The organism is Aporhodopirellula sallentina SM41 (assembly GCF_000346505.1).
GTDB classification, from domain to species: domain Bacteria; phylum Planctomycetota; class Planctomycetia; order Pirellulales; family Pirellulaceae; genus Rhodopirellula; species Rhodopirellula sallentina.
The window spans coordinates 1-25,267 of sequence record NZ_ANOH01000444.1; the positions used below are offsets into that span (position 1 = coordinate 1).

Below are 25,267 nucleotides of genomic sequence, written 5' to 3' on the forward strand. Positions count from 1 at the left end.
TTCTATGCCGAGAAGTGATGCACGAATTGGCGGTGCAGTGCCAAGTTCAAATCTTTGCAACCGACATCGACGAGCGTGCTTTGCAAATTGCTCGAACGGGAGCCTATCCGTCGGGAATCGAAGAACAGGTCAACCCCGAGCGATTGGATCGCTTCTTTGTCAAACGCGGGAAACGTTATCACGTCTCGAAGTCGATTCGTGACATGGTTCTTTTCTCTGTTCACAATCTCATCAGCGATCCACCTTTCTCCCGTTTGGATTTGATCACGTGTCGTAACCTTTTGATCTACTTGGGGGCACACCTTCAGAACAAACTGATCCCGTTGTTTCATTACGCGTTGCGGCCGTCCGGGTATCTGTTTCTCGGACCGAGCGAGAACATCGTTTCGCATGGAGAGTTGTTCCGACCGCTCGATACCCGCTATCGAATCTCCCAACGAAAGGCGACTACGATTCCGTCACGCCATTCTCGTGCGAACCGCCCCCAACGTGCCCGGCCCATGCCGATCGAAGGGCACACCACGAATCCAGAGGAAGTCGCTGACTTAACGGAGATCCGCCAAAAAATCACCCTCGATGAGTTCGCCCCCAAAAGCGTCGTGATCGATGAATCAGGCCAGGTGCTTAACGCGTCGGCCGACATGCAGAAATACCTGACGGTCAGCGGCGGTGACTACCAAAACAACATCGTAAAAATGTCAGCGAGAGGGCTGCGTGTCGGTCTACGCGCCGCGATCGCCGAAGCAAAGAAAAAACGGAGACGTGTCGAACACGATGACATGTCGATTCGCGTCGGTGAACTCAATCAACGCGTGATGATCACCGTCCAACCGATGCCGAAACTCGGCGAGGACGATCCGTTGTTCCTGGTCGTCTTCCAAGATGTCGGCAAACCGTATCGCCGTGATGAGGTCCACAGCCACTCGGAAAAGAATTCAGCGGGCGTCGATCAGGAGACGCTCGTTGCACAGTTGGAGTGGGAACTCGAAACGACACGTCACGATCTCGACCGAACTCTCCAGGACATCGAAGCCGCCAACGAAGAGCTGAAGTCTTCCAACGAAGAATTGCTCTCGATGAACGAAGAGTTGCAGTCCGCCAACGAAGAACTCGAAACATCGAAAGAGGAAATCAAGGCGACCAGTGATGCCGTCGCGCGGGCTCACGACGACCTGGAAAACCTGCTGCGGAGCACTCAAATTGCAACCGTGTTCCTCGACGAAAACCTGCTCATTCGCAGCTTCACTCCCGCAATCGCGGACATCTACGACCTCATCCCGACGGACATCGGCCGTCCGTTGGAGAAATTCGTGCCCAGTGTCGAGAACATGCCTCCCCTGCCGGATCCTCAGAAGATTCGAAAGGGAGTCGCGATCGAGGACACGGTGGATGCTCATTCCGGCAGATCCTACATCCGGCGAGTGTTGCCGTATCGTTCTCACACCGGAGTGGACAGCGGGATCGTTGTCACGTTTACCGACGTGACGCAGCTGCGCGAAAGCGAGGAGTTGTTTCAATTGCTCGTGGATGCTTCGTCGCAAATCGTTTGGGTGACGAACGCGGAAGGAAAAGTAACGGAAGACTCACCGAGTTGGCGATCATTCACCGGGCAATCGTTCGACGAATGGATCGGCTATGGATGGTTGAACGCGATTCACGAAGGAGATCGAGAACGCACCATCAAAGCGTGGGAAGCCACCGTCAAAGAGCTCCAACCGTTTTCGCTGGAGTATCGAATCTGGCATCAACGCAGTGGCGAGTATCGGTGGGCACAAGTCCGAGCGTTGCCGCAACGCGACGGTGGCGGTGCGGTGAAACGGTGGGTGGGGATGTGCACCGATATCACCGAGAGAAAACACTACGAGTTGGATCTCGCCGAACGAGAAGCTCATTTGCGGCGAGTCATCAACCACCAACTCGGTCTGGTCGGTCTGGTCGGTCTCGACGGCACGTTGTTGGAGGTGGACGACCGTTCCCTCGAAATCGCCAAAATCACACGCGAGGAAGTGGTCGGAAAGCACTTCGCCGAGGCACCATGGTGGACTTACGACGACAAAGTCTCCCAATCGATACGCGACGCGATGGAGCGGGCTCTCAACGGCGAAACAGTGCGTTTCGACGTTTCACTTTTTGCCGACGGTGATGACGGAGTCTACATCGACTTCATGATCGCACCGGTATTTGACGAGAACGGCGACGTCGAGTATCTCATCCCGTCGGGCGTTGACATTCGAGACCGTCATGCCGCCGAACGTCAACTTTCCCACGCGAAGGCGCGGCTCGAACTCTCGATGGCGTTCAGCGGGGTCGCCCCGTGGAGTTGGGACATGCGGAACAACGAGGTTGTTGTCGAAGACAGCCTCCGGAGGCTCTTCGGGTTCGAAGAGGGCGAGGAAACAAACCTCGAAACGGTGATGAGCCGAATCGATCCCGAGTACCGCGACCACATCGCGAAGTCCGTCGAAAAAGCAATCGCCGAAAAGACGACCTTCGACCAAGAATACATCATCAACCTTCCCAACGGCGAGCGTCGATGGTTGCACGGAAGAGGGCAGGTCGCGTTAAGTCCCAACGGAACCGTGGAAGACTTCTTCGGAGTCATCTCGGACGTCACCGAACGCAAACGTGTTCATTTGGAACTCGCCGATCGGGAAGCACAACTGCGACGCGTCATTGACAACACGGTGGCATTCATCGGCGTATTGTCGCCCGACGGAACCCTTTTGGAAGCGAATGCACCGGCGCTACGATCCGCTGGGATATCGCGGGACGATGTCATCGGATTGAAGTTCTGGGACACGTTCTGGTGGAACTACGATCCGAACCTGCAAGCAGAACTCAAAGACCTCGTCAGCCGAGCGGCCCACGGTGAGCCGATCCGTCGCGACATGCGTTATCGCGCGATCGGTGATGAAGAACGCGTGCTCGATTTCATGCTCAACCCGGTTCAAGACCACCAGGGCAACGTCACGCATTTGATCCCTTCGGCGGTTGATATTCTCGACCGCAAACAGGCCGAAGCCGAAGTCGTTGAATCGCGACGCAAGTTGAAGCTCGGCATCGACGTCGCTGCACTGGGGTTGGCCGAGGTGGACTACGTTTCCGGACAAGTGGAACTGTCACCCGAAGCGGCACGTCTGTACGGATTCGGAGACGAGGCGATGCGTATCTCCCGGGATGAATTGCATTCGCGGTTCCACCCGGACGATCGTCACCACATCAACACCGCGATCGATCAATCGCTCGCCTCCAAGGGTGGTGGAGAGCTATCGCATCGACATCGAGTCATCATGCCCGACGGGGAAACACGATGGTTGGATATTCGCAAACGAGTCTTCTTTGACGATACGGTCTCGCCGCCCAAGCCGGTACGGGGAACCTTGGTGGCACGCGACGTGACGCAAGAAGTTCAGTTTCAAAACCAATTGAACGAAAACCGCCAACGTCTCTCGCTCGCGATGGAAGCCGCCCGCATGGGCGCATTTGAATGGTTGCCGGATTCGGACATCACACACTGGGACGATCAGTGGTGCGACGTCATCGGCGTCGACAAGCACGCACCGCGAATAGGCAAGACGTTCTTTGACCTGATCCATCCTGATGATCTACCGACGTTTCTAACCGCCATTCCGAAAGTCGGTGATGCCAACAACGAGTTCAAAGTCGAGTTTCGGGTCGTCCGTCCCGACGGCGAACAACGTTGGCTCGCAGCGAGCGGAACGTTGATCCCCGGTGATGACTGCGAGCCTACTCGTTTGGTCGGACTGAATTGGGACATCACCGAACAGAAGGTAACTGCCGAACGAATCCGGCAGGGTGAAGAACGTCTGCGTCTGGCTCTGCGATCGGGCGAAATGGCCGCGTGGGAGTGGACTCCGGACGGCAGCATTTGGACCGAGGAGGTCTACGAAATGCTCAACATTCCTCCTGACCAAACGGCAGCCCCTGAACTTTTCTTCGACCACGTCCACCCGGAAGATCGTTCCGGACTCGAAGCAGCTTGGCGGAAAGCGACATCCGGGGAATGTGACTTCGAACACGAGTTTCGCGTCATCCGAGACGATGGAACAATCCGATGGATGGTCGGTGTCGGCGAAGTGGTTCGAGACAAGAACGGCAACGTCGTCAGCCTTTACGGATTGTATTGGGATTCGACGGAAGAGCATCTCAACGCTGAACGTCTACGAGAAAGCGAACGCGTCGCCGTGGCCGCCAACCGATCCAAGAGCGCGTTCGTCGCCAACATGTCCCATGAAATCCGCACCCCGATGACCGCGATCTTAGGGTATGCCGACCTGATCAGCGGCATCATCGACGATCCCGAAGCCATCGGCCACCTTGCGACCATTCGTCGTAACGGTGACTACCTTCTCGATATCATTAACGACATCCTCGATCTATCGAAAATCGAAGCCGGCAAACTCGATATCGAACACGAACGTTTCGGCCCGGCACGACTGATCGAAGACGTCCGTAGCGTGATGGAGGTTCGTGCGAGCGAGGGCGGCCTTTCACTCGAAGTTGCCTATGTCGGCAAGCTCCCGAGATTGATTCAGTCCGACGCCAAACGCTTGAAACAAATTCTGATCAACCTCGTCGGCAACGCGATCAAATTTACGCGAAAAGGGTCCGTCAAAATCTTAGTCCGGTACCAACCCGACAAAGACAAGAGCGTCTCAAACGATCCTCAAACCACAACGCAGAACGGACAATCTCTAGCCAGCGACACCACCGCTGCCTCGCGAGGCCACGGGTTCATGTGCTTCGACATTGTCGATACGGGAATCGGCATGAGCGAAGAGCAACAAGAACGTCTCTTCAAACCGTTCTCGCAAGGCGATTCGACCGTGAGTCGACACTTCGGCGGCACCGGACTCGGACTGGCGATCAGTAAACGACTCGCCGAGATGCTCGGAGGAAAGATCACGTTTGACAGTACCGAAGGTGTCGGCAGCAAGTTCACGTTGTCGATCGACGTGGGTGAAATCGACGATGTCGAACTGATCGATCTGAATTTGGAATCGGTTCAGGAGGCCAAACCAAAGGAAACCTCCAACGGAACCGCAGAAGCGCTAGCGTGTCATGTTCTCGTCGTTGACGACCGACGCGACATTCGTTTCCTCAGTCGCCTGCTCCTCACCAAAGCAGGAGCGTCGGTGGATGAGTGCGAAGATGGCCAGATCGCCGTTGACTACATGAAGGACCGACTCGGCAAATCGAATTGCCCTGCTCTCGTTCTGCTCGACATGCAGATGCCGAATCTCGACGGATACCAAACCGCACGGATCTTGCGTTCATTGGGCTATCCCGGACCGATCATCGCCCTGACCGCGGACGCGATGCAGGGCGATATGAATGAATGCCTCGAGGCGGGATGCAATGACTATCTATCCAAACCGATCGATGGCGAACGACTGATCCAAATGGTTGCGGAGATGACGTCGAACCACGATCACGAATAGCCAGACGCCGAAAGCGATTTTGGAAATGACGCAGCCGATGTCGCCAGACTTCGGTGACCTGAACTCTGGCGAGTCCAGCTACACGGATTAGGCACAGTGAGTTTCAGGACCACGTGTCGGCACGCCACAAGGAGCGTGTCCGCAACCAAGTCTTCCCTACGAATTCGCTGGGCCGAGATGGATCAGTTTCTTGTTCACAAATTCGAGGATACCGAGGTGCGAAAGTTCGCGACCGTATCCCGAATTCTTGATCCCACCAAATGGCAACTCGGCTTGTGAACTCGTGGGCTGATTGAGAAACATCATTCCAGTTTCGATCTGCTCAGCGACCTTTCGCCCACGTTCTTTATCACGCGTGTAGACGCTGCCGCCGAGACCATAGGATGAGCGGTTCGCGAGTTCGATCGCTTCGGTCTCGTCTTTCACGACATACACCGTCGCGACGGGACCGAACAACTCTTGGTCGAACGTCGGCATGTCCGGTGTGACATCGGTCAGAATGGTCGGATTGAAATAGGCGCCCTCGCGATCCGGACGATCGCCTCCCAACAACACCGTCGCCCCCGCATCGATCGTCGACTGAACCTGTTCCTGCAGCTTTTGTGCGGCACCTTCGGTAGACAACGGAGCGAGTGTGGTCTCTTCGTCCATCGGATCGCCCATCTTCATCGATGCCATTGCCTCTTTAAAACCTTCGATAAACTCGTCGGCGATCGACTCGAGCAAGATGAAACGTTTCGATGCAACGCAGGACTGCCCCGCGTTGACCATGCGTCCCTTGACCGCCAACTCGACGGTTTGTTGAATGTCGGCATCGTCCAATACGATGAAAGGATCGTTGCCGCCGAGTTCCAACACAGATCGCTTTAGATTTTTTCCGGCCAACGCGGCAACGGCGGCGCCGGCTCGTTCACTCCCGGTCAACGAAACACCCTGGACCCGCGAGTCAGACACGATGGCGTCGACAAATTCCGACGGGATGAAAAGGTTGGTGTAGACGCCGTCAGGCAACCCACACTCGGCGAACAGTTTTTCGATCGCCTCGGCGCACTGGGGTACGTTACTCGCATGTTTCACCATCACGGTGTTCCCCGCCATAATGTTGGGCGCGGCGAATCGAGTCACCTGATAAAACGGGAAGTTCCACGGCATCACGCCCATCAACACACCAATCGGCTCGTAGTGGATGTACGCATCCGCGTCGACATCTTCCATCGGAACGTCTGCAAGGAAACGCTCCGCATTCTCCGCGTAGAAATCCGCGATCTCCGCGCAGAACTCGATTTCCTGACGACTTTCCGAAATCCGTTTTCCCATGTCGCGAGTAATCAACTCCGCGAACTCCTCCTTCCGCTCACGAAGCAGCGACGCAAATTTCGCGATCGCGTTTTTCCGCTCCTTGAAGGATGTATGTCTCCAACTTTGGTACGCTTGGTCAGCGGACTTCACCGCTTCCAAGGTTTCATCCTTGGTCAGCGGTGTGAATGTTTCGATCGCTTGGTTGGTGGCTGGGTTCACGCTCGTAATCGTCATGAAACGTCTCCGTTTTGATAGGTGCTTTCGACGCGTCGCGTATGAGAACGCGACTGCGATTTTGTTAACGAAGCACCTCAGTAGCGATTAACGTACCGAACGACGAAAATCTTGCAGGACGCTAGCTGATTCGCACCAACGACTTGCCAAGGTTGTCTCCTTCGAACAGCCCGATGAATGCCTTGGGGGCATTCTCCAAACCTTCGGTGACGGTTTCCTCCCAAACAATCTGGTCGCTACGAATGAGCGACGAAACGTCACTGATGAATTCTTCGTAGTCATCCATGTGGTCTCGAACGATGAAACCTTGCATGCGAATCCGCTTCGCGATGACTCGGAACAAGTTGCGCGGTGCCGAAGGTGCTTCCGTCGCGTTGTAGGTCGAGATCATTCCGCAAGCCGCGATTCTTCCGAAGTCGTTCATCTGCTCGAGTGCCGCTTCGAGGTGATCGCCACCGACGTTGTCGAAGTAAACATCGATTCCGTTGGGAGCCAAACGGGCGAGTTCATCAGACAGGTTTTTAGTCTTCTTGTAGTTGATCACCGATTCGATACCGGCTTTGTCACGCAGCCACTCGATTTTGCTTTCCTTTCCGGCGCTACCGATAACGGTGCACTGGTTCGCCTTGGCGATCTGCGCGACGATCGAACCGACCGCCCCCGATGCTGCCGAGACGAACACCGTATCTCCCGAGCGGAGGTTCGCGATTCGCTTCAGGCCCACCCATGCGGTCATCCCGGTCATGCCCAGCACACCTAGAAAGGCTTGAGGAGACCCGAGTTCAGGATCGATCTTTTGGACACCCTCCCCATCGGACTTCCAGTACTCACGCCATCCCTGATTGCCGAGAACCAAGTCACCTTCTGCGAAACGATCGTTCTTCGACTCAACCACCCGTCCGACACAACCACCTTCGAGCGGCTCGTCGATGCGAAACGGTGGAACATAGCTGTCCCCTTCCTTCATCCGCCCACGCATGTAGGGATCCACGGACATCCATTCGTTTCGGACGAGGATCTCGCCTTCTTCGATCGGGGCAATCGATACCTGGTTCAAACGAAAGTTGTCACTCGTCGGCATACCTTCCGGACGCGATACCAACTCGACTTGTTTGCTTTGGACTGCTTGGTTGACTTGAGTGCTCATAGTGCGATTGAACTTTCGGGAATGGGTTTCAGGAATGTGTGGTCAACATGGTTCATCGGTGCGAAGCGGTGTTCAACAACCGACCGAACCAGTGCGACGACGTACAGTCGATGGGTATAGCGATTGATGTGCCAATACGTCGCGCAGTAAACGCTCCATGCTGACCGAACCCAACTGTGGGTTTAGCGACCGAAACCGTGCGAACGACACATCACTGCCAACGCTACAGTTGCTGGCGTTTCGCGAAAATTGAGCAAATCCATGCATTTACGTGTTACGTCCAACCTACAGCCAACGGACAAAGGGTTGGATTTTGCGGGTTTCTACCGCAAATAGACGCTCGATTGCTCGGCGTATCGCCACAGCGACGCGGAGTGTTGGAACATCGTTTGCTTGCTTTGTTTCACATCGTTTTGACAACTTTTTGACTGTTTTTTCCTTTCGAGATTGCCAGAACCGCGAGGTGAAAAGGTGACTGTTGATCCGATTTAATTCATCCGAGGCGAGTTATGTTGAAGGTACCCGAACGAGACCCTATCCCCGAACCGTTGGCTACCGTACTGGTAGTTGATGATGCGGCGACGACTCGCCATCTCGTAACGCAAACTCTCGAACAACTCGGATTCTCGACCCTCTCTGCGGCAGACGGATACGCGGCCCTGGAAGTCGCAAGGAACTTCCGCCCCGATGCGATCGTGACGGATTTGGAGATGCCTAGGATGGATGGCGAAGCGTTGATCGAGGGTCTTCGCAACGGTGAGATTGAACAGCTTCGGGACATTCCGATCATTGTCTGCAGCTCAAAGATCAATCCACAAACACTCGGTGAGTTAAGCGAACTCCACGTCGAAGCGGTCGTGCCAAAGCCCGTAAACGTCCGCACTCTCGCGGTCGCGGCGCTGCGCTATTTCAATGCCGTTTGAAGCGTTCTTGAAAAGACGAATCCGATGTCGCCAAATCTCGGCGGCCTGAACTCCGGCGAATTCAGCGACAGGGGATCGGACACGTCCACCATCAAAATGCTCTAAGACCGATCGAGTGTTCGATGGGACAGTGACCAAATTGCATGGCGGCGTTTGCCGGTTCAATGCGTGCTGTCATTGAGGTCGTCCGAGGGTCCTGCCGAGTCGTTCGTGTTCTTGGCGTCCGGACCGAGCACGAGTTGGCTCGAGTACGCCAAAACGTCGACGGCAATGTCGGCGACAATCGTACGCCCCTTGGCCAACCATGCCGCCGCAAACGACCAAACCGCGATCCATTCCATCCAAAAGAGGAAGTTGAACGCGTTGAGTTTGGCTTTCCAATCAGCGGGCAGCAAGAAGAGATACACGCCCATGGCCAACATCGAGGCCAAGATAACGAGACCGCTCATCCGATAGACAAAATCGCGTTCTCGAATGTGCGGCTCATGCTCCCGACGAGAGTCGCGGGGGAAGTGATAGAGCGAGTAGAACGCGAGCGTCAGAAAAAACACTCCTCCGCTGAGCGTGTGCAGATAACCGGTCAACGACTTCTGCACGAGTGGATCGCTGTTGAAGTCCAGGGGAAACAAGGCCACTCCGAGCGCGGACACGCATCCCAGGTTGGCGGTCCAGTTTTCGACGAAGTCGTATCCGCGGTAGCAGAACAAGAAGATGCCGATCGCACACAGCGTGCCCACGAAAACGTCACGCAGCGGCGTGTGATAATAACTGCTCAGGTTGTCTTGAATCGGGATGCCGAACAACCATCCGCCTGGCCCGAGAACGACCGGCAGCAACAGACCACTGACCCCGATCGCACGCCGGATCCCAAGATACGAAAGCACCAATGTGTTCGGGCGGTCCGGTAAATCGTGCATCCGTGTAGGCGTTTCGTTGACAAGGTTCGTATCGAAGAGACTGTCCGCACCTGTGCGTTCGCGGCCGTTTGATGCCACAGACGCAGACGTTCCCTACTACCCTAGCAGATCGCAAAGCGTCCTGACCTTGATCGGTCTAGTGCGTCGAAGCCCAGTTGCCGAGTAGCGAAACTCGCCAAGAGTTTCGGGAGAGCTCGTGAATCACCGAAAGCCTTGGCGACGTTCGTTACGGCCTTGTTCCCAAAAATTTGAACGTGACGCACCACGCATCGGTGCCGCACCTCCCGCAATACTTCATGTCCACCGCTACATCATTTCTCAGAGCACGCTAGCCAACGGGCGAGGCGGAGTCGCGTATCGACCGCGGCTCACTCCATTCGACCGCGGTTCACTCCATTCGACCGCGGTTCACTCCAACCGTCTGCGAAGCTTCTCACGCAACCGTTACTGACGCCGGGCAAACCACCCACGCGATACCGGACTATCGAACTTCGGAGGAAGTCAGCGAGTTGACACGTTCTTGGATCGAACGATGAATCTGTTCGAGTTCCTCTTCAAGTGCCTGGTTGCTGCGATAGAGACGCACCAACTTTTCGCGGGTCGCTTTCGAGTTCGCACGAAGATTTTTGTTGTAATCTTCGAGTGCTTTGCGTTCTTTCTCGAACTGTTCGAAATCTTGTTCGAGCAGGAGTTTGTCCGTTTGATACGACGCGAGCATCTTCACCGTCGCATCAATCGCTTTCTGCAGAACATCTTTTTCAAAGTTCAACTGCACCGCTCGGTTATCGAGTTCGGCGATCCGCAAACGAATACGACGCAGCACAAACCGATAGTCGTTGAGCGGCCGTAGATAATATTCATCCACCAGACGTGCGACGCCTTCGGCACGAAGTGCAGTGGCGGCTTCTTCCTTGACCACCAACAAATCGCCCTTGGCGAATTGAACCTGTCCTTTGTCACCCACCTGCAGGCGACTGTCCACGGCACGACCACTCCCGTCGAAAAAGCCACCTTCCAACGCGCTGTATTGGTCCGGGCTGTCGACCGTAATCGTGTGGTTCTTCGTGAATTCGATCTTGACCCATCGCGAGAGCGGCTCGTCGTCGGGAAGCGAACGTGCACCGTCCCGCAAGTAGTTCCTGCGAGTTTCTTCAGACGCGTTTTGCAGAATGGCGTTGATCAACTGATCATCAACACGACCAAAAATGTTGTCGTCGTCGGGAGCGCTGCCTTCGGCAATAAACGGGCCATGACCGTCGAGCGGCAACAATTCGTACACCGACCAACTGCGAGCGTTGCCTTGTTCGATCAAGCGTTGTTGTTCGGGCAGGAGCGGCCCGGTCGGCGTCAACGTAACCTGCGTCGGTGAACTCGCGGTGACGCGGAATTCGCCCAAGAATCGGGTCGGAACCGGCACTTCGATGTTCGGGCCGCGGCCCTCTCCGAATCCGTAAACGACCATCGACTCAGGAATCAGCGGCAACGGTTCGGCATCTTCCTCGCCCGCTTCTCCGCCGTCGCCCGCTGGGGGAGCATCAAGCGGATCGTTGCCGTTGTCGGCCTCAGGGGCTTTCGAAAGAACAATCGTGGGTTGTCCGTTGAAATTGGCGTTGTTGAAACGCAAACCTCGCCATCGCCGGCCCGCTTCGATCCCGATCGCGGCGAGTTTTTGAGCGAGCGGCAGGGCACCCTGGTCTGACAGAGGGTTGTTTCGATCCCCGTCACGCAGCTCTTTTTGTTCCGCCTTGGCCTTTGCCAACCGGGCGTCGAGATTCTCTTTGACTTTGTGCCATTCCGAACGGCTTTTCAGCGCACCCGCGACCGGAAACACGAAGACAACGGCGAGAATCGTGGTCACGATGATCGCGGTAATTTCGTACCAACGCCATTCTGTCCGTGCTTTCCACAGCAAAAATGCCTGGACTAGCACCAAGATGACCAACAATCCGAGGAGGGCGTACTGCATCGAATAGGAGAAAAGAGGAGTAAATGCGGATTCAAACGCAGGCGTTCAGGTTACCCGAAAGAGAAGTTTAATCGACGAATCGTCGTAATCGCTAGTTTTTCACCAAGTTTTCTGACACCGATCGCCGGATTGCTTTTTCAAAGCACCTCAACCGTCAAATTCCGGACAGCAGTCACCAATCAAACGCCAATGGTGGGGATGTAGCGGCTTTCCGACGCCAACCGGTCAAGCAGGTCGCTCGGATCGTCCGAATCCTAATCGCAGGACGTTCCGAATGACTCGCACAACTAGCCCCATGGATGGAAGACGTGCCAAAACGATTGCTGGTTTTCGATCGTCAGACGCCATTGACGCCAAATCGCGCGGAAAAGCCTACCGGCATGCCGCCGACGGCCCAAACGCCCGAGATCCGTGATTCCAACCGGGGGGCAGTCGCCTGGGGAGCACTCGTGTTTGGCCTGCTGGCGATGGGGGGAATCACCGGGTGCTCTCGCGCCCACTACCGCGTCCAGGCGGACAAGGAAGCCAACGCGCTGATCGCCGAAAAAGCGGTCCACGTATCGCGCCCGGTCAACACATCGCTGAAGATCGATCTGGATCCACGCAGTCGGATGTTCAACCCGTTCGATCCCGACTTCCAACCGATGCCGTTGGATGACCCGGCGTCCAATCGGTACATGCAGTGCGTTGACGGTCGACGCGGATATCCGATGTGGGAGGCAGCCGGTTTGACCAACACGGCCGAGAACCCGGTGTGGTGGCAGTACCTGCCGCTGAACGAAAACGGCGTCCTCGAACTCAATGCGGACAACGCCGTTCGCATCGCCCTGTTGCATTCACCCGAATACCAAGAACAACTCGAAACGTTGTTCCTCTCGGCGTTGGACGTCAGCAGCGAACGTTTCCAGTTCGACACGCAGTTCTACGGCGGACTGGATACGTCCTACACCGCAATTGGAGCAGGCCGCGACGGCGAGAGCAGCAGTGCGATCGCCCTGGGTGCCGACAGCAACGGGCCACGCGACCTCGCGATGCAGCGGGCGTTCGCCACCGGCGGAAACCTGATCGTCGGCGTCGCCAACAACATCGTCTGGGAACTCAGCGGTCCCAATTCACAATCGGCCTTCACCGTGCTCGACTTCACGTTGTTGCAACCACTTCTACGAGGAGCCGGTCGCGATCGAATCATGGAACGGTTGACGCTCGCCGAACGAAGGCTGCTCGCCAACGTTCGCTCGTTTGAACGGTTCCGCCGCGAGTTTTATCTCAACATCACCACCGGCCGGAGCATCAGCACACAGGTTCGCCGCAGCGGTGGCGTCTTCGGTGTCGGCTTGAGCGGGTTCACCGGGCTCGGCGGCGGATTCGGCGGACTCGGCGGTGGCGGCGGATTCGGATTGGCCGGCGGAGGAGGCGTTCCCGACGCCGGTGGCTTTATCGGTTTGCTGCAGGATCAATTGCAGATTCGCAACCTGGAAGAAAACATCGCCCGGCTCGGCGAGAACCTGGTCATCCTCGAGAACACGCTCGTCGAACTCCTGACCACGATTCCCGACGACCCCGAAGCCATCATCCGTCAACGATTGCAAATCGCCCAATCCCGTTCCTCATTGCTCGCGGCACAAAGCACGTTGGTGTCGCGACGCGTTGCGTTCCAAAACTCCGTCGACGATTTTCTGGGTGACCTCGGTTTGCCACCGTACCTCTGTGTCGAGATAAACGACCCGGCGTTGAACCGGTTCGAGTTGATCGATCGCGAACTGAGAGCACGACGCGAACAGTTAATCGCCACCCGAGCCGAGGTGGGCGAATTGAACGTAGCGTTGCTGGACCTCGCCGAAATGCAAATCGACGAAACCACCGGATTGCCGCGTGCCCGTTTGGACTGGAACGATGACACCGTTGCGGTGATCGAAAAGCTGCGATTGGCGATCAAACCACTTTCACGTTTTACGCGTGACCTCGTCAACAAAGACTTGCCGCGAGTCCAAAAGGATCTCGACGTCCTCGAAGAACAATTGCCCGAACGTCGTCGACAAACAGAATCATTGTTGGCCCTTTATCGGGAAGAACAAGAAACGATTTGTTCGCTGCTCGGAATTGAAACCCTCGACGAATCCATTTTCGATATCGCCCCAATCATGGAACTCGGCGAAGAACTCCAACAGCAGTTCGTCGAGCTGTCGGAACGCTTGGTGGACTATCAAACCGAAGTCGATCGTTTAACCGACAGCATCGAGAAGTATGTCACGTCGGGCCCGGGATCGAGCGATTCCGCGGAAACCGCCGAAGCGATACGTCGCGACATCATCCTCGCGAGCCAAAACTTGCTGTCATCCCTCGGTGACGACGTGTTGGCGTTGCAACTCGTCCAGGCTCGTGCCCGTGTTGAAAGTTTGGTGTTACCGGAGGTTGAAATCGATCCCGCCGAAGCACTTCAAATCGCACGTGTCAACCGTCGGGACTGGGCCAACGCACGTGCCAATTTGGTCGACCAGTATCGTTCGATCGAGTTCATTGCCGACAACCTCGAAAGCTCGCTCGACCTGACCTTCTCCGGCGATGTCCAAAACAACGGCAACAACCCTTTTGCGTTGCGACAGAACACCGGATCGCTGCGGGTCGGTTTGCAGTGGGATGCCCCGATCACGCGTTTGCAAGAACGGAACACCTACCGGCAATCGTTGATCGAATACGAACAAGCCAAGCGGTCGTACTACGGATACGAAGACGGGATATGGCAATTGCTGCGAGCAACCATTCGCCAATTGCAAGCCAACCGGATCAACTTCGAACTCGGTCGCCAGTCTGTGCGAATCGCCGCGATGCAGCTTGAACTCAACGAAGACATTCGTTCCTTCCGAGATGCTCGCGGACTCAACAGCGGACCGACGGCGGCACGCGATACGATTTCGGCCTTGAGCGATTTGCTCAACTCGCAGAACGGTTTGCTGAATTTGTATGTTAACTTCGAAGTCGTCCGGCGCGGGCTCGATCTTGATCTCGGCACGATGGAGTTGACTCCTGACGGCATGTGGATCGACCCCGGCCCGATCGACCCCGATTATCTATTGCGATTGGTCGGCACGAGCGAAGGTGGATTGATCGAATGCGGCGGTTTCATCGACGGCGAGAACCCGTGCACACCCGCCAAATGCGGATTGCAACTCAAAACGCAACCGACCGAACCGATCTACCACAGCGAAATGTACAGCAACGGAATCTAAACATCCGCTGCCAACCAAGGCTCTCACCCCACGTAGCTCGGTCTCCCCGCGACCGAGACTCCCAACCGATCCGCCCCCATCAGCCGATCGGCGTTATCCGCGGTTAACACGAAACAACCAGAGCAAACACCCGCTGGCGAATCGGTTTATCAACGTTCTCCGATAGTTCCTCAAAAAAACATTCTCCCCCCTCACCGACCATTCCGGGGCTCGGAAAGGCTCGGCTACCTGGCATCACGCTCGTTGGTGCGGTTGGTGGTGCGAACCAGCCATCGCTTGTTGTTCGCAAACGTCGTGCTCGGCGAGAATGTTTTTCAGAAGGGCGAAAATGGATTTTTGGGAGGGCGAGAATCGATTTTTCGGAGGGATTGTGACACCGACTCGTGGTGACGATGATAGAAGGACAACGATCCCTTTTCATTGATGCACCTGCAGGCAACGTCATGGCTCTCCCCCCCTGGACCGTCGAACTTCTCCGTCGCGGCGTGACCGATCTCGCCCGCCAAGTCACCGACAACGAGACCGCCGCTTCCCTCAAAGAACAGGCGAGCAAGTTAGTTGAAGAACTGCCCAAGACCGCTCGTGATAAAGTCGACACGATTCTACGCCAAGCCGAACAGTCCGCTCGCCCGCTCAAAGACGTTTGGCAATCCGGTGCGTTGTGGCGGGGCGGAGCCGTCTCCATCACACCGACGCGATTGATCAATGCCACCGGTTGTTTGCTCAACCCGCGGGGCAGCGGTGTCGGACTGCCCTCCGAATCCGTCGCCGCCGCAATTCCTCATCTGTCCGGTGATGCTGCTCGCGTCGAAAACGTGGACACACGTCTTTGTGAGGCGATCGCAGCCGCCGTCGCACGCCGGTGCAATGACGGCAACTCGGAAACACGGGAATTGGACGCGATCGTTACCAATTCGCTCGACGCGTCCTTGGGTCTGATCGCGACGCTTGGCAAACGAGGCGGCTCGATTTCAGTCCCACGTTGTTGTGCGCAGCCCATGTCGGTTTCCGCGGCCGGGGAACCAACGTCCGGTCCCGGGCAGCTACTCGTCGAGCGATTAAGGACTCACGGTTGTTCGCGGGTTCGAGAGTTCGGCCTCGCCGACGGAAGTGATCTGTCGAGCGAACGTCATTTTCAAACGCGAAGCCCAATCGGAAGTGGGCGTCCCCGCCACGCGTCGCACGATGGACGGATCGCCGATCCGCTGCCTCGCCGGCGGTCAAACTACCTCGTCCGTTTGGCATCGTCACAAACCACTCCGCAAATCCCCGCCGACTCCCGCGACGATTGGGTCGACATCGTCGTCGTACCCTATGGCGGTGTTTTTGAATTGGCGGGCCCGATCGAAATTCAAAGTATCGTTGGCCATCTTCAGGCCGGAGCCGACGTGGTCGTGCTCGCCGGTGGCGTGCTCGCCGGGATACCGGAGATCGGTTTGATCGTCGGTGACACCGAAACGATTCAGAAGTTACGGGAAACCCCTGCTGCCGATCTCGCCGCCGCACCGACGGCGCTCACGTCCTTGGTTGCCTCTTCGGTCACGCTGCAGTCATCAGGCAACTCGCCGTTGCAACAGTTGCTAGACGTCTCGGAAGACAACCTACAGGATCGCGCCACCCGTCTCTCCACGCAGCTCGCCGGGTTCGATGCCGTCCCCGCAACGCGGGTCACCTCCGATTCGGCAGCATTCGGCTTTCCTGAAAAGAACGCAACAGACAACGTGATCACCTCACGACAGGTCGTCGTCACACTCGACGCATCCAAACCCGCGGATCGAGTCGCACGTCAACTCGCCGAAGCCACTACCGGCGTCTTGTGCCGTGTCAACGGAAACGAAATCATCATCGACCTCCGCTGGGTATCACCCGAACAACAAGCACAAATCGGCGAAATTTTGGGAACCACTCTTTCGTGAGCCGAACGCACACGTTGCAAGTTCAGTCCATAAAAGCCGTCTTAAAAAACGTTCAGCCGGGTGCCGGCATCCGGTCCACCCCGGCTGATCAACTACCCCAAAAATGCTAAACTGAAACCGTCATAAAACAGAACCACCACAACAAAAACAACTCCAAGAAAATTCACGGGGCGTAGCTCAGCCTGGTAGAGCGCTACGTTCGGGACGTAGAGGTCGCACGTTCAAATCGTGTCGCCCCGACATCAGAAAAGCCTGTAAAACCTAGCGTTTTGCGGGCTTTTTCGCGGTTGGTGCCTTCGTCAGAATCATCGGCCGAATGGTCAGGAATTGACTCATTTTGCTTTGGTTGCACCAGATTTGGTGCAACCATTGGTGCAACCGTTCGCGGATCGGCATCACGGGCGATCGGCAACGCCTCTACCGCTTCGGCGGTGTCCAGCAACCGGGCGTCGGTGTACGTGTTCATCGTCAACGCGATGTCGCTATGACGCATCGCGGCTTGGGCGACCCTCGGTGCAACGCCGGCCCGTGATAGGTGCGTTCCGAACGAATGCCGCAACGCATGGATATGAATCACGCATCCGTCCGCGTCGGTCTTGTCGATCCCGGCGGCGGTCAGGTCGCGGTTCATGATCCGCAGGATACCCGCCGGGACATTGAACACGTTTTCGGATCGGTCGCGGCCTTGGATCCATTCCCGCAGGTCGGCGGCAAGGTCGCTACGCAACGCAACCGTTGAACCCTTGCGGCTTTTCTCGTTGGAATGACGCAGCTTGATGAACGGGACATCGCCGAACGATAGATCGGCAATCGTCAGCGTCCGCAGTTCATCCGCCCGCAAACCCGTCAGAACGAACGTTTTGTAGATCAGTGCCCGTTCCCGCCCGAGCCGTTGCAACTTCGCTTTGCGTTCGTCTGACACGTTCGCGGCAATCTCGCCTTTCCTTGGTCCGGTGCGTATCGTCATCGCATCATTAAGCGGTCGCCGTCTTGCCGCATCGAGTAGCCGCGTCAGTTCATCTTCGGTCATCGCCCGAGCGATCCGGCGGCGGTCTTGTTTGGCATCGCGTCGACGCATGCCTTCAAACGGATTGTTCAACAGCCGTTTCTCACCATTGAAGTGAAACCGTTTGCCAGCCATGCGTTTTCCGATGCACCAAAAGCCAAACGCGACCCAAGATTCAACGAACCCGTTGTAAACGGATGCCGAGACAAGTTTGGCGGGCATCTCGTCGCCGGCCGGTTCCTCGGTCAGCGTCCCCAGCCACCGTTCCAGCGAGTCAACGTTCAAATCGGAAAGCCAACGCCAGCGGCAAGCGTCGGCGGCTTGTTGCATTCGTGTTCCCATCGTCTTGATTCGGTCGGGATGCACGCCCCGGCTTTTCAGGTGTTCAAGGTATGCCGCCAAGTGATTCGATAGAGGCGTCCTTTGGTGGTCCGCGATCCTGTCTTGGTGCGGTGTCATCACCTTTGCTTTGACCAGTTCGGAGCGTCGAACCAGATCATCGAGCACCGATTGTGCGGCTTGTTTGTCGCGGCATCCGGTTGTGACTTCACAAACCTTGCCCTCACCGTCGCGATACTTTGCCGTCCACGTTGCCGCTTCGGTTTTGATCCGGTCGCCCTTGTCGGTCAGTTCCGCAGTACGGCGTTTGCCTTTGCGGTCGGTCCATTGGGCAAACTGTTTCTGTTTGCCTTTGACCGTCCGCATGATGACTTTCGCCCCCTTGGGCATCGGTCGCGTTGTTTGCTTTTTGAAAAGCGTTGCCATCGTGTCATCTCCCACGATTCATCCAAGGAAAGAGAACGCAACGGCGGTCGGTGGATGAAAACCGATTTTCGGCCGCTAAACCTAGCCGTTGCATCAGCATCATAGCCGATCCGCCCGAGCCGTTGCGATTGTTATTTGTTCTTCGGATCCGCCGGCCGGTAGCCGACAAATCGACCGCACCGCGAACACGTCGTCCGCAGCCAACCAGGCCGCGACCGATCCGCCGTCTCGATCCATGCCGAGCGGTCACCGTGCGAACATCGCCGCGGCGGTTTCGGTTCGGTCTCGACCGGCGTTGCCGGTTTGATCGGCGGCAACGTCGGCGGTGTCGTCCAGAGTGCCCGTAGATCGGCGGCGGTCGGTGTCGTCATCGTTGCGAGTTTCTTTCGTTTTTTGTTCGCCCTGTCCGTAGGACCAAAAAGGGCGAACCCTTATGGTCCCTTATGGGAATGGCGACATCTGGGTGTCGCCTGGGCAGGTATCAAAATGTCGCCACGTTGGCGACATAGCTATGTCGCCTGGGATCCGTTCAAAATGTCGCCTAGGGATTCGGACGCGATCGCGGCAACGCATCGAGCCGTTCGCGGGACATCGGCAAAACTCGATAGCTTGCCGAGCCCCGCCGGAATCCGCCCGACTTCACCACAATCAGCAGTCCGCGATCAATCAGACTTGCGATTGAACGTTCAACCGTTTTCCGATCAATACCGCAGCGGTTCGCGATGTCGCGTTGTGATGTGGTCGCCACGCCTTCGCGGGTGTCGCGGTAGAGCGTCAGCCACACCAACAGTTCTGACCGTCGCAGTTCCTTTGCGGTGAAGTCTGCAAAGGCATTCAGCACCGCGAAGCGATCCGCCGTTTGCCGCTTCGGCTTGCGTCTTGTCTTGGCGGTCATGCCTCACCCCACAATCCCGCGATGGAATCACGCAATCGTTGGTGCTCCTCGGACATCACCGGTTCGGCCAGTTCAAAGCGTTGACGCGACCGGTCGAACGTCAACTCAACGTCGGTCGGCTTGCCGTAGCGTGACTTCAATTGCCGAAGCGATACGTCGATTTCCGCATCATCCGGTTCCGCGTCCGAATTGGCCGATGGAACGATCAGATAGGCGTCGTCAGCCCCGTATTCGAGTTCTGACGATTCGCGAAAGCTAGCAAGGCTCAACCCCTCACCCGAATAACTCGACCGCCCTTTGGCGTCCTTCGATCGCCCAACAGCCGACAACGCGACCACGCAACAGCCCGCATCCGCGAACCGTCGTATCGAATCCATCGTCGCATCAACCGAACCGCGTTTGTCATCATGCTTGCCGGCCGGTCGAATCCGTTGGATGTAATCCAACACGATCAAATCCGCGTCGATGGAATCCGCAGCGTCCGCGACGTTTTCCAGCGTCATCGGTGCCCGCACAAAAACAAGCCTGTCGGCGATGTCGTCGAGAACGTCAAACGCAGCGTCAAGTTTGTCACGTTGCCGAGCGTTGAGCGTTCGGTTTTGGATGTCGTCCAACGAAACATCGCCTAGGCGGCTCAGTTGCCGTTCTAACAGTCGCTCCGGTGGCATCTCGACATTCGCCACGCAAACCCGCAACGTGTCGTCAGCGGACATTGCCGAGACGACCGATTGCATCACAAAAGCCGTCTTGCCCATACCGGGCGACCCGCCAAGCAATGCGACCATGCCGGGACCTAACCGGATGTGCTCCAATCCCGGCCCGATGTCGAACCGTCGCGGTGGATCCCCGTGCAAAACGTCGTCTTGCCAGTCATCGAACAACCGGTCGCAACGAACAAACGTTTGTCGCTCCGTCATGATGCACCGCCTTTGTTGATACCGTTTTCGATAGCCCGCCGAACATCTTTCGGTGGTAACCCGCAGTCCAAACCACCCGGTGTTAGCAAAGCCAACGCCAGCCGAAGCGAACAACCAAACTCGGCAAGGTTCGCAGCGGCCGAATACAGTTCCGCACGTCTTGGGCTTTTTGCATCTCCCGCGATGACATCGAAAGTCAATCGGTTGAGCTCGGTTCGATTGTTATCGAACGTCTTAGCCGCTTCGGCTTGCCGGTTCATCGCTTCGCATGCATCCCGCCAATCCGCGACCGCCCGTTCGTCTATCTCCGGTGCGTCCGGTGGTTCAAATTCGAGCGGTTCGGCCGAGCTCGCCACAATCGCGGCCGGCTTCACGTTCATGAGTTCATCGAACGTCACGAACCGTTTGTGTCGTCCGGTCTTTCCATGCTTGCTATTCGGTGCCCGCAGCGGTTGAACCTTGTTGTAAACCACCGGATCGACCACAACGCCAACCGAGCCGGCGAGCCCTTCGGCCAACTTGCGAACGGCGGCATGGAACCAGACCGCCGGCGATGGATCGAAAAGCGATGTCGGCAAGCCGATGTGATAGCCCTTGGATCCCGAGAAGAACACCAACAGTTCCGACTCATCGAGCCGATACCGTTCGGTCAGCATCGCTGCCAACCGCCGAGCGTCTTTCGTTGCCGCGTCGATGTCGCCTTCGCGGTCGATGTCGAACCAAACGAATCGCGACCAGCACGGCCCGTTAAATCCTCGGACATCGAGCCGACCGGCGGCATTCGTTGCCCGAGTCTGAATTGTGTCGTCGTATTTGAAGGGAGATAGGAACCCTTCGCTGTCTATGTTTGCTTGGTCATCGCAAGCCGAGTAGGCCGCGAACGCTCGGTCGTAATCGACCAACATGCGTTCGCGGTCACACGGCCCGACAATGCGATAACCGAAGGTCATCGCCTCTCGCACTAGAACGTTCCCCCGTCACCGGTGTCGCGGTTCGGGGTTTCATCGAACAAACCGTTCGCGGTTTTCTTGCCGCCGTCGTCGCGACCGGCACCGCCGGCCGTGTCGGTTTGCGGCGTCGGTGTCGGTGCGAATGCGTCCGGCTCCGGCTTGATGACTTCGCGGACATCGAACCGCCGAACCCGGTTTGATTCGTTGCCGTCATCATCCCGGCGGATTGCCAATTTGACATCACAGCGGAACACCGCCGGCAATGGTTGTTCCAGTTGCCGCAGATCGGTCACACCGAGTTTGGATAGATCTCGTTTCGTGCGTGACAATGCCGCTTCGGTGAACCAGCATTCGTGCCAGAACCGCGACCCGGTTTGATCGCCCTCGACGACTTCAAACGTCAGCCGATAACCCGGCGTCCCTTTGGTTCGCGACTCGATCGCCTCACCTTTGGTGATGTCGGCAACGTAGTCACCCTTCGGCAATACGTCGTATTCGCCGGCGGCATCGGTCGAATCCCACGCCGAAGCGATGGTGTCCAGCGTGCCTTGTTGGCGTAGAATGTCAGATAGCTTGCCCATTGTTAGTTTCCCCTTTCGATGTGGTTTTAAGTGACTCGGCCGGTTCCGTGGTTGCCGCCACGGGATCGGCTTTTTCAGTGAAAGACAGTGCCGCCCGTAGGCGTTTCACTTTCTGTTTGGCGGCGGCAACGTCGGTCAGTTCCCAAACGTTCAACAGCCCACCATTTCGCGATTCGCGTTTGCTGCGATTCGCTCCGCATTGCCGGATTAGGCCCGCTTCCACTAGTTCGCGGATCGCCGGCCCGAGCCACTTCCCCCCATCGGTGTAGGGCTTGGACGCATCGCGAACGATGTCATCGGTCGACGCTCGACCACTTCGGCTTTTGAGTAGCACCGTCAGCAGTGCCAATTGTGCGGCGCGGCTTTTGTCGCCGGCGGTCGATAGCTCGATCGGCCGGCCAACAAACGCAGCGAACACCGGCACCCCGGCGTCAAAGAGTGCTTGCTGGTTCATGACCGCCCCCGCTTGTTTGCGTTGCGGACATTGGGGCAACCCGACTCGATCCATTCTTCGATGACCGAGCGTTGCCAGCGGATAAGCGAACCGAGCTTGATCGGCCGCGGCATCCTTCCCGAATCGGCCCATCGCCGAACCGATCGAGTACAGCAACCGAGTTCGGTTGCCACGTCATCAACGGACATCATCGCCCGTTTGTGACCGTCGCGGATAGCGTCCGCGACCATATTGTTTGTGGACAAAATCAACTCCCACGTTTGCAGACTTTCGCAGGCACAAACGTTTCATGCCTGTCACGCCTGCATCATGGCGGTCAATTTTGTTAAGTCGAATCGCTAGCGATTTTTCAACGCGATTTACTCGATTCGCTCGATTTCACTGGGTATCGAGGATGCCCGTTCGGGGGCGGTTTTCTTGCCGGGTTTCCATACGCATCAATAAATTCCAGCCCGTCATCACTGACCCACTGACAGACATTCGGATCCCTAGCGTTCTTAATATGGTCGACCGTAAGTCCCTGACGTTCTGCGATTTCGGCAGTTGTCAGCCAATCCCACCCAGTATCATCACGTTGCGGAATCGAAGGGGGGGCTTTTGCCGACTCCGAGTCTTGTAGCTTTTGCCCGTCTATTCCCGGTGTTGGGCTACTGGTTCCGTTCGCTTGCGTGTACGGCAAACCTCCGAATGGCGAAACTGATTGTGAGAAAACGTCTACAATTTGCTGCCATCGGAAGGCCGCTTTCTCCTTTTCCAATTCCCAACGCAAACGCTCTGCTCGTAATTTGTTGAGCTCCTCCTCTAGTTGGACGGTGTCCGTGTCTTCTTGGTCCTTCGGCCGCGAACTGCCATCGGCTGCATCTATTTGCTTAGCTGCACACTCCGCATCGGAGGATGCATGGGGAGGCAACGCAGCTTTCCCCCACTCTGTGCCGCTAGCATTTGCACCTGGGAACACCGCTGAAATTGGAACCCCTGGAGGAATGACGGTTATTCGATTAGCGTTGCTTCTGTTTGACGTGTGATCATCGAGGAACTTGGCTAGGTCTATTAGCTTCTTTTCGTCAAACGCAGATGTCGTAATCCCCCACGACTTGCACCACGTTGCCCGAAAACGAGTCAGTGAATCCGAACAGAACTTTTGCCCGTCTGACTCCAATTCAATCTTGATCCGATCGACGCCCGGCCATGAGAGTAAATCACGAAGTAGATTGCTCGCAATCCGATCTTCATGCATCGCTGCAATGGTGTGATAGTCGTTCCATCCGCGGATGTCCCGATCTGGTTTAGATTTCGCGGTTTCGTGCCGCTCGTTTGCACGACTTCGGGAAGACTCCACTGTCTTGATTCCAAGAAGCATGTCGCCAAAAGTTCGAGCTTCAAGCGGCACTTTGTGACAACGATGCACGACTCTGTCCGCCGGCGGTAAATGCTGATTCATTCCAATTCCTTTCAATTGGCCGATTCACCCGCCGAAGCGGAAAGGATCGCAATCGGCCGGGTGAATCGTACGGCCGTAGCTAACGGCCTACCGTAGAAGTCATCGCGGTCAGGCGATAACGAAATAGCGGGTGACTAACCCGCACCCATCATTTTCCCGATTCGGGCGTTGCTCGCTACTCCTCAAAAATTGGTGGGGTGGGGGTGATGCCCGATCACACCAAGCCCGTGCAAAAATTGACCAGTTTGCGGGAATGAACCCGCAGAACGAACCGCCGGAAGGACCCAAGCGGCCCCGTCCACGACATCGACCAAAAGGCCTATTTGCTGGCCGCAATTTCGCAGGTGGGCATAGCGGTCATGCGGTGTCGCCGCGTCAGAAAATGACCGCCCCCCGGTCCCGTGAATCCGAAGCGGACGGACTCTCTCTCAGCCGTACGGGGCTGGGAATCGCATTGGACGCCAACAACCATCGGGGAGGACCCAAAGGGGAGCGTGCATAACCTCCCCCTGACCCCCACAAGCGAATGCGTGCATAGCGTCCCCCTCCCCGCCACACGCACACGCCGGACGGTGTCCGATCATGCCTGGGCTGAATCTTACCGCAGCATCGGACGAACAAGCAAAGGGACCCAAAAGGCCTCCCCCGACCGCAAAAAAATCATTTTGCTGCAATGGTGAAGCGATCCGGCCAACGATAGGTCGCCAGCTGGCCTATTGTCAGAAATATGGGGTAGGGGGGGAAGCGAAGCGAAGGCCTTTTGCAAATTTCGTAATCAGAGATAGGCCGCGGTGAAGCGACCCCCGTTGCGACAAAGCCAGATAGGACCCGCATTCCCTCTGTCCAATCTATGTGATGTCGCGGCGGTTCCTTTTGGCATCGCCCGCGATCGCCGGCAAGGCAGAACCTACTCCATTCGGCTTACCGCTTCGGCTTGCCGTTCCAACGCATCGAGCAACCGTCCCGCGGCGTCAGTGCCGAGCGTTTCGGCAATCGCATCGAGCACCACCGAAGCGACCGAACGTTCGCTGTTTTCCGCGATCAGGTGCAACCATTGGTGCAACCGTTCGCCCGCGTCGTCATCCATCGCGGAATTTACGGTGTTTTCATCGCCCCGCCATTTCGTTCGGGACGTAGAGGCCGCACGTTCAAATCGTGTCGCCCCGA

Annotated in this window: 18 protein-coding genes and 1 tRNA gene; 5 read left to right on the plus strand and 14 right to left on the minus strand. The window is 56.8% G+C overall.

Annotated elements, in window-relative coordinates; translation table 11 throughout:
* The first annotated feature begins 17 nt into the window (after positions 1-17).
* The gene (locus tag RSSM_RS28955; RefSeq protein ID WP_008688246.1) at positions 18-5,462 is read left to right on the plus strand and encodes a PAS domain-containing protein; all 5,445 of its coding nucleotides are present in this window, start codon (positions 18-20) and stop codon (positions 5,460-5,462) included.
* Between the two features lie 156 nt (positions 5,463-5,618).
* Here RSSM_RS28955 and RSSM_RS28960 read toward each other — a convergent pair whose 3' ends face one another.
* Complete coding sequence (locus RSSM_RS28960) at positions 5,619-6,995, minus strand: NAD-dependent succinate-semialdehyde dehydrogenase (RefSeq protein WP_044303942.1); 1,377 nt, start codon at positions 6,993-6,995, stop codon at positions 5,619-5,621.
* A gap of 121 nt (positions 6,996-7,116) precedes the next feature.
* A complete protein-coding gene (locus tag RSSM_RS28965; protein ID WP_008688251.1) occupies positions 7,117-8,142 on the minus strand; it encodes an NADP-dependent oxidoreductase in 1,026 nt (341 codons plus the stop codon).
* Between the two features lie 509 nt (positions 8,143-8,651).
* Between RSSM_RS28965 and RSSM_RS28970 the strand changes: the two genes are divergently transcribed.
* Entirely contained in the window at positions 8,652-9,065 is a 414-nt protein-coding gene (locus tag RSSM_RS28970) for a response regulator (protein ID WP_008688255.1), read from the plus strand.
* Positions 9,066-9,226: 161 nt separating this feature from the next.
* Here RSSM_RS28970 and RSSM_RS28975 read toward each other — a convergent pair whose 3' ends face one another.
* Entirely contained in the window at positions 9,227-9,982 is a 756-nt protein-coding gene (locus tag RSSM_RS28975; RefSeq protein WP_236621461.1) for a hypothetical protein, read from the minus strand.
* A 481-nt stretch (positions 9,983-10,463) separates the two neighbouring features.
* Entirely contained in the window at positions 10,464-11,948 is a 1,485-nt protein-coding gene (locus RSSM_RS28980; RefSeq protein ID WP_008688259.1) for a coiled-coil domain-containing protein, read from the minus strand.
* 467 nt (positions 11,949-12,415) lie between these two features.
* Between RSSM_RS28980 and RSSM_RS28985 the strand changes: the two genes are divergently transcribed.
* The 3 genes from RSSM_RS28985 to RSSM_RS28995 all read left to right on the plus strand — a co-directional run bounded on the left by RSSM_RS28985 (position 12,416) and on the right by RSSM_RS28995 (position 17,331).
* Positions 12,416-15,175, plus strand: a complete 2,760-nt coding sequence (locus RSSM_RS28985; RefSeq protein WP_044303948.1) for a membrane protein — start codon at positions 12,416-12,418, stop codon at positions 15,173-15,175.
* A 443-nt stretch (positions 15,176-15,618) separates the two neighbouring features.
* Positions 15,619-17,091: a hypothetical protein gene (locus RSSM_RS28990; RefSeq protein ID WP_044303949.1), complete on the plus strand. Its 1,473-nt coding sequence runs from the start codon at positions 15,619-15,621 to the stop codon at positions 17,089-17,091.
* A gap of 166 nt (positions 17,092-17,257) precedes the next feature.
* Positions 17,258-17,331, plus strand: a tRNA-Pro gene (locus tag RSSM_RS28995).
* On the opposite strand, the gene RSSM_RS35360 is transcribed toward RSSM_RS28995, so the two are convergent.
* The 10 genes from RSSM_RS35360 to RSSM_RS29045 form a co-directional block, all read right to left on the minus strand.
* Positions 17,285-18,862, minus strand: coding sequence for a tyrosine-type recombinase/integrase (locus RSSM_RS35360; RefSeq protein WP_144060211.1), 1,578 nt, complete (start codon positions 18,860-18,862; stop codon positions 17,285-17,287). The genes RSSM_RS28995 and RSSM_RS35360 overlap by 47 nt on opposite strands.
* Before the next feature lie 131 nt (positions 18,863-18,993).
* Complete coding sequence (locus tag RSSM_RS32800) at positions 18,994-19,233, minus strand: hypothetical protein (protein ID WP_008688268.1); 240 nt, start codon at positions 19,231-19,233, stop codon at positions 18,994-18,996.
* Positions 19,234-19,403: 170 nt separating this feature from the next.
* Positions 19,404-19,757: a helix-turn-helix domain-containing protein gene (locus RSSM_RS29015; protein WP_008688270.1), complete on the minus strand. Its 354-nt coding sequence runs from the start codon at positions 19,755-19,757 to the stop codon at positions 19,404-19,406.
* Positions 19,754-20,674: a DnaB-like helicase C-terminal domain-containing protein gene (locus RSSM_RS29020; protein WP_008688271.1), complete on the minus strand. Its 921-nt coding sequence runs from the start codon at positions 20,672-20,674 to the stop codon at positions 19,754-19,756. The genes RSSM_RS29015 and RSSM_RS29020 overlap by 4 nt, the downstream gene beginning before the upstream one ends.
* Positions 20,671-21,624, minus strand: coding sequence for a bifunctional DNA primase/polymerase (locus tag RSSM_RS29025; RefSeq protein WP_044303950.1), 954 nt, complete (start codon positions 21,622-21,624; stop codon positions 20,671-20,673). Before RSSM_RS29025 ends, RSSM_RS29020 begins: the two co-directional genes overlap by 4 nt.
* Positions 21,625-21,635: 11 nt before the next feature.
* Positions 21,636-22,205, minus strand: a complete 570-nt coding sequence (locus RSSM_RS29030) for a hypothetical protein (protein WP_008688276.1) — start codon at positions 22,203-22,205, stop codon at positions 21,636-21,638.
* A complete protein-coding gene (locus tag RSSM_RS29035) occupies positions 22,189-22,713 on the minus strand; it encodes a hypothetical protein (protein WP_390174076.1) in 525 nt (174 codons plus the stop codon). The genes RSSM_RS29030 and RSSM_RS29035 overlap by 17 nt, the downstream gene beginning before the upstream one ends.
* Positions 22,656-22,889, minus strand: a complete 234-nt coding sequence (locus RSSM_RS35565) for a helix-turn-helix transcriptional regulator (RefSeq protein WP_081613922.1) — start codon at positions 22,887-22,889, stop codon at positions 22,656-22,658. Before RSSM_RS35565 ends, RSSM_RS29035 begins: the two co-directional genes overlap by 58 nt.
* Before the next feature lie 119 nt (positions 22,890-23,008).
* Positions 23,009-24,100, minus strand: coding sequence for a hypothetical protein (locus RSSM_RS29040; protein ID WP_008688280.1), 1,092 nt, complete (start codon positions 24,098-24,100; stop codon positions 23,009-23,011).
* Between the two features lie 907 nt (positions 24,101-25,007).
* On the minus strand, positions 25,008-25,267 hold a 260-nt coding region (locus RSSM_RS29045), incomplete at its 5' end, for a hypothetical protein (RefSeq protein WP_236621462.1).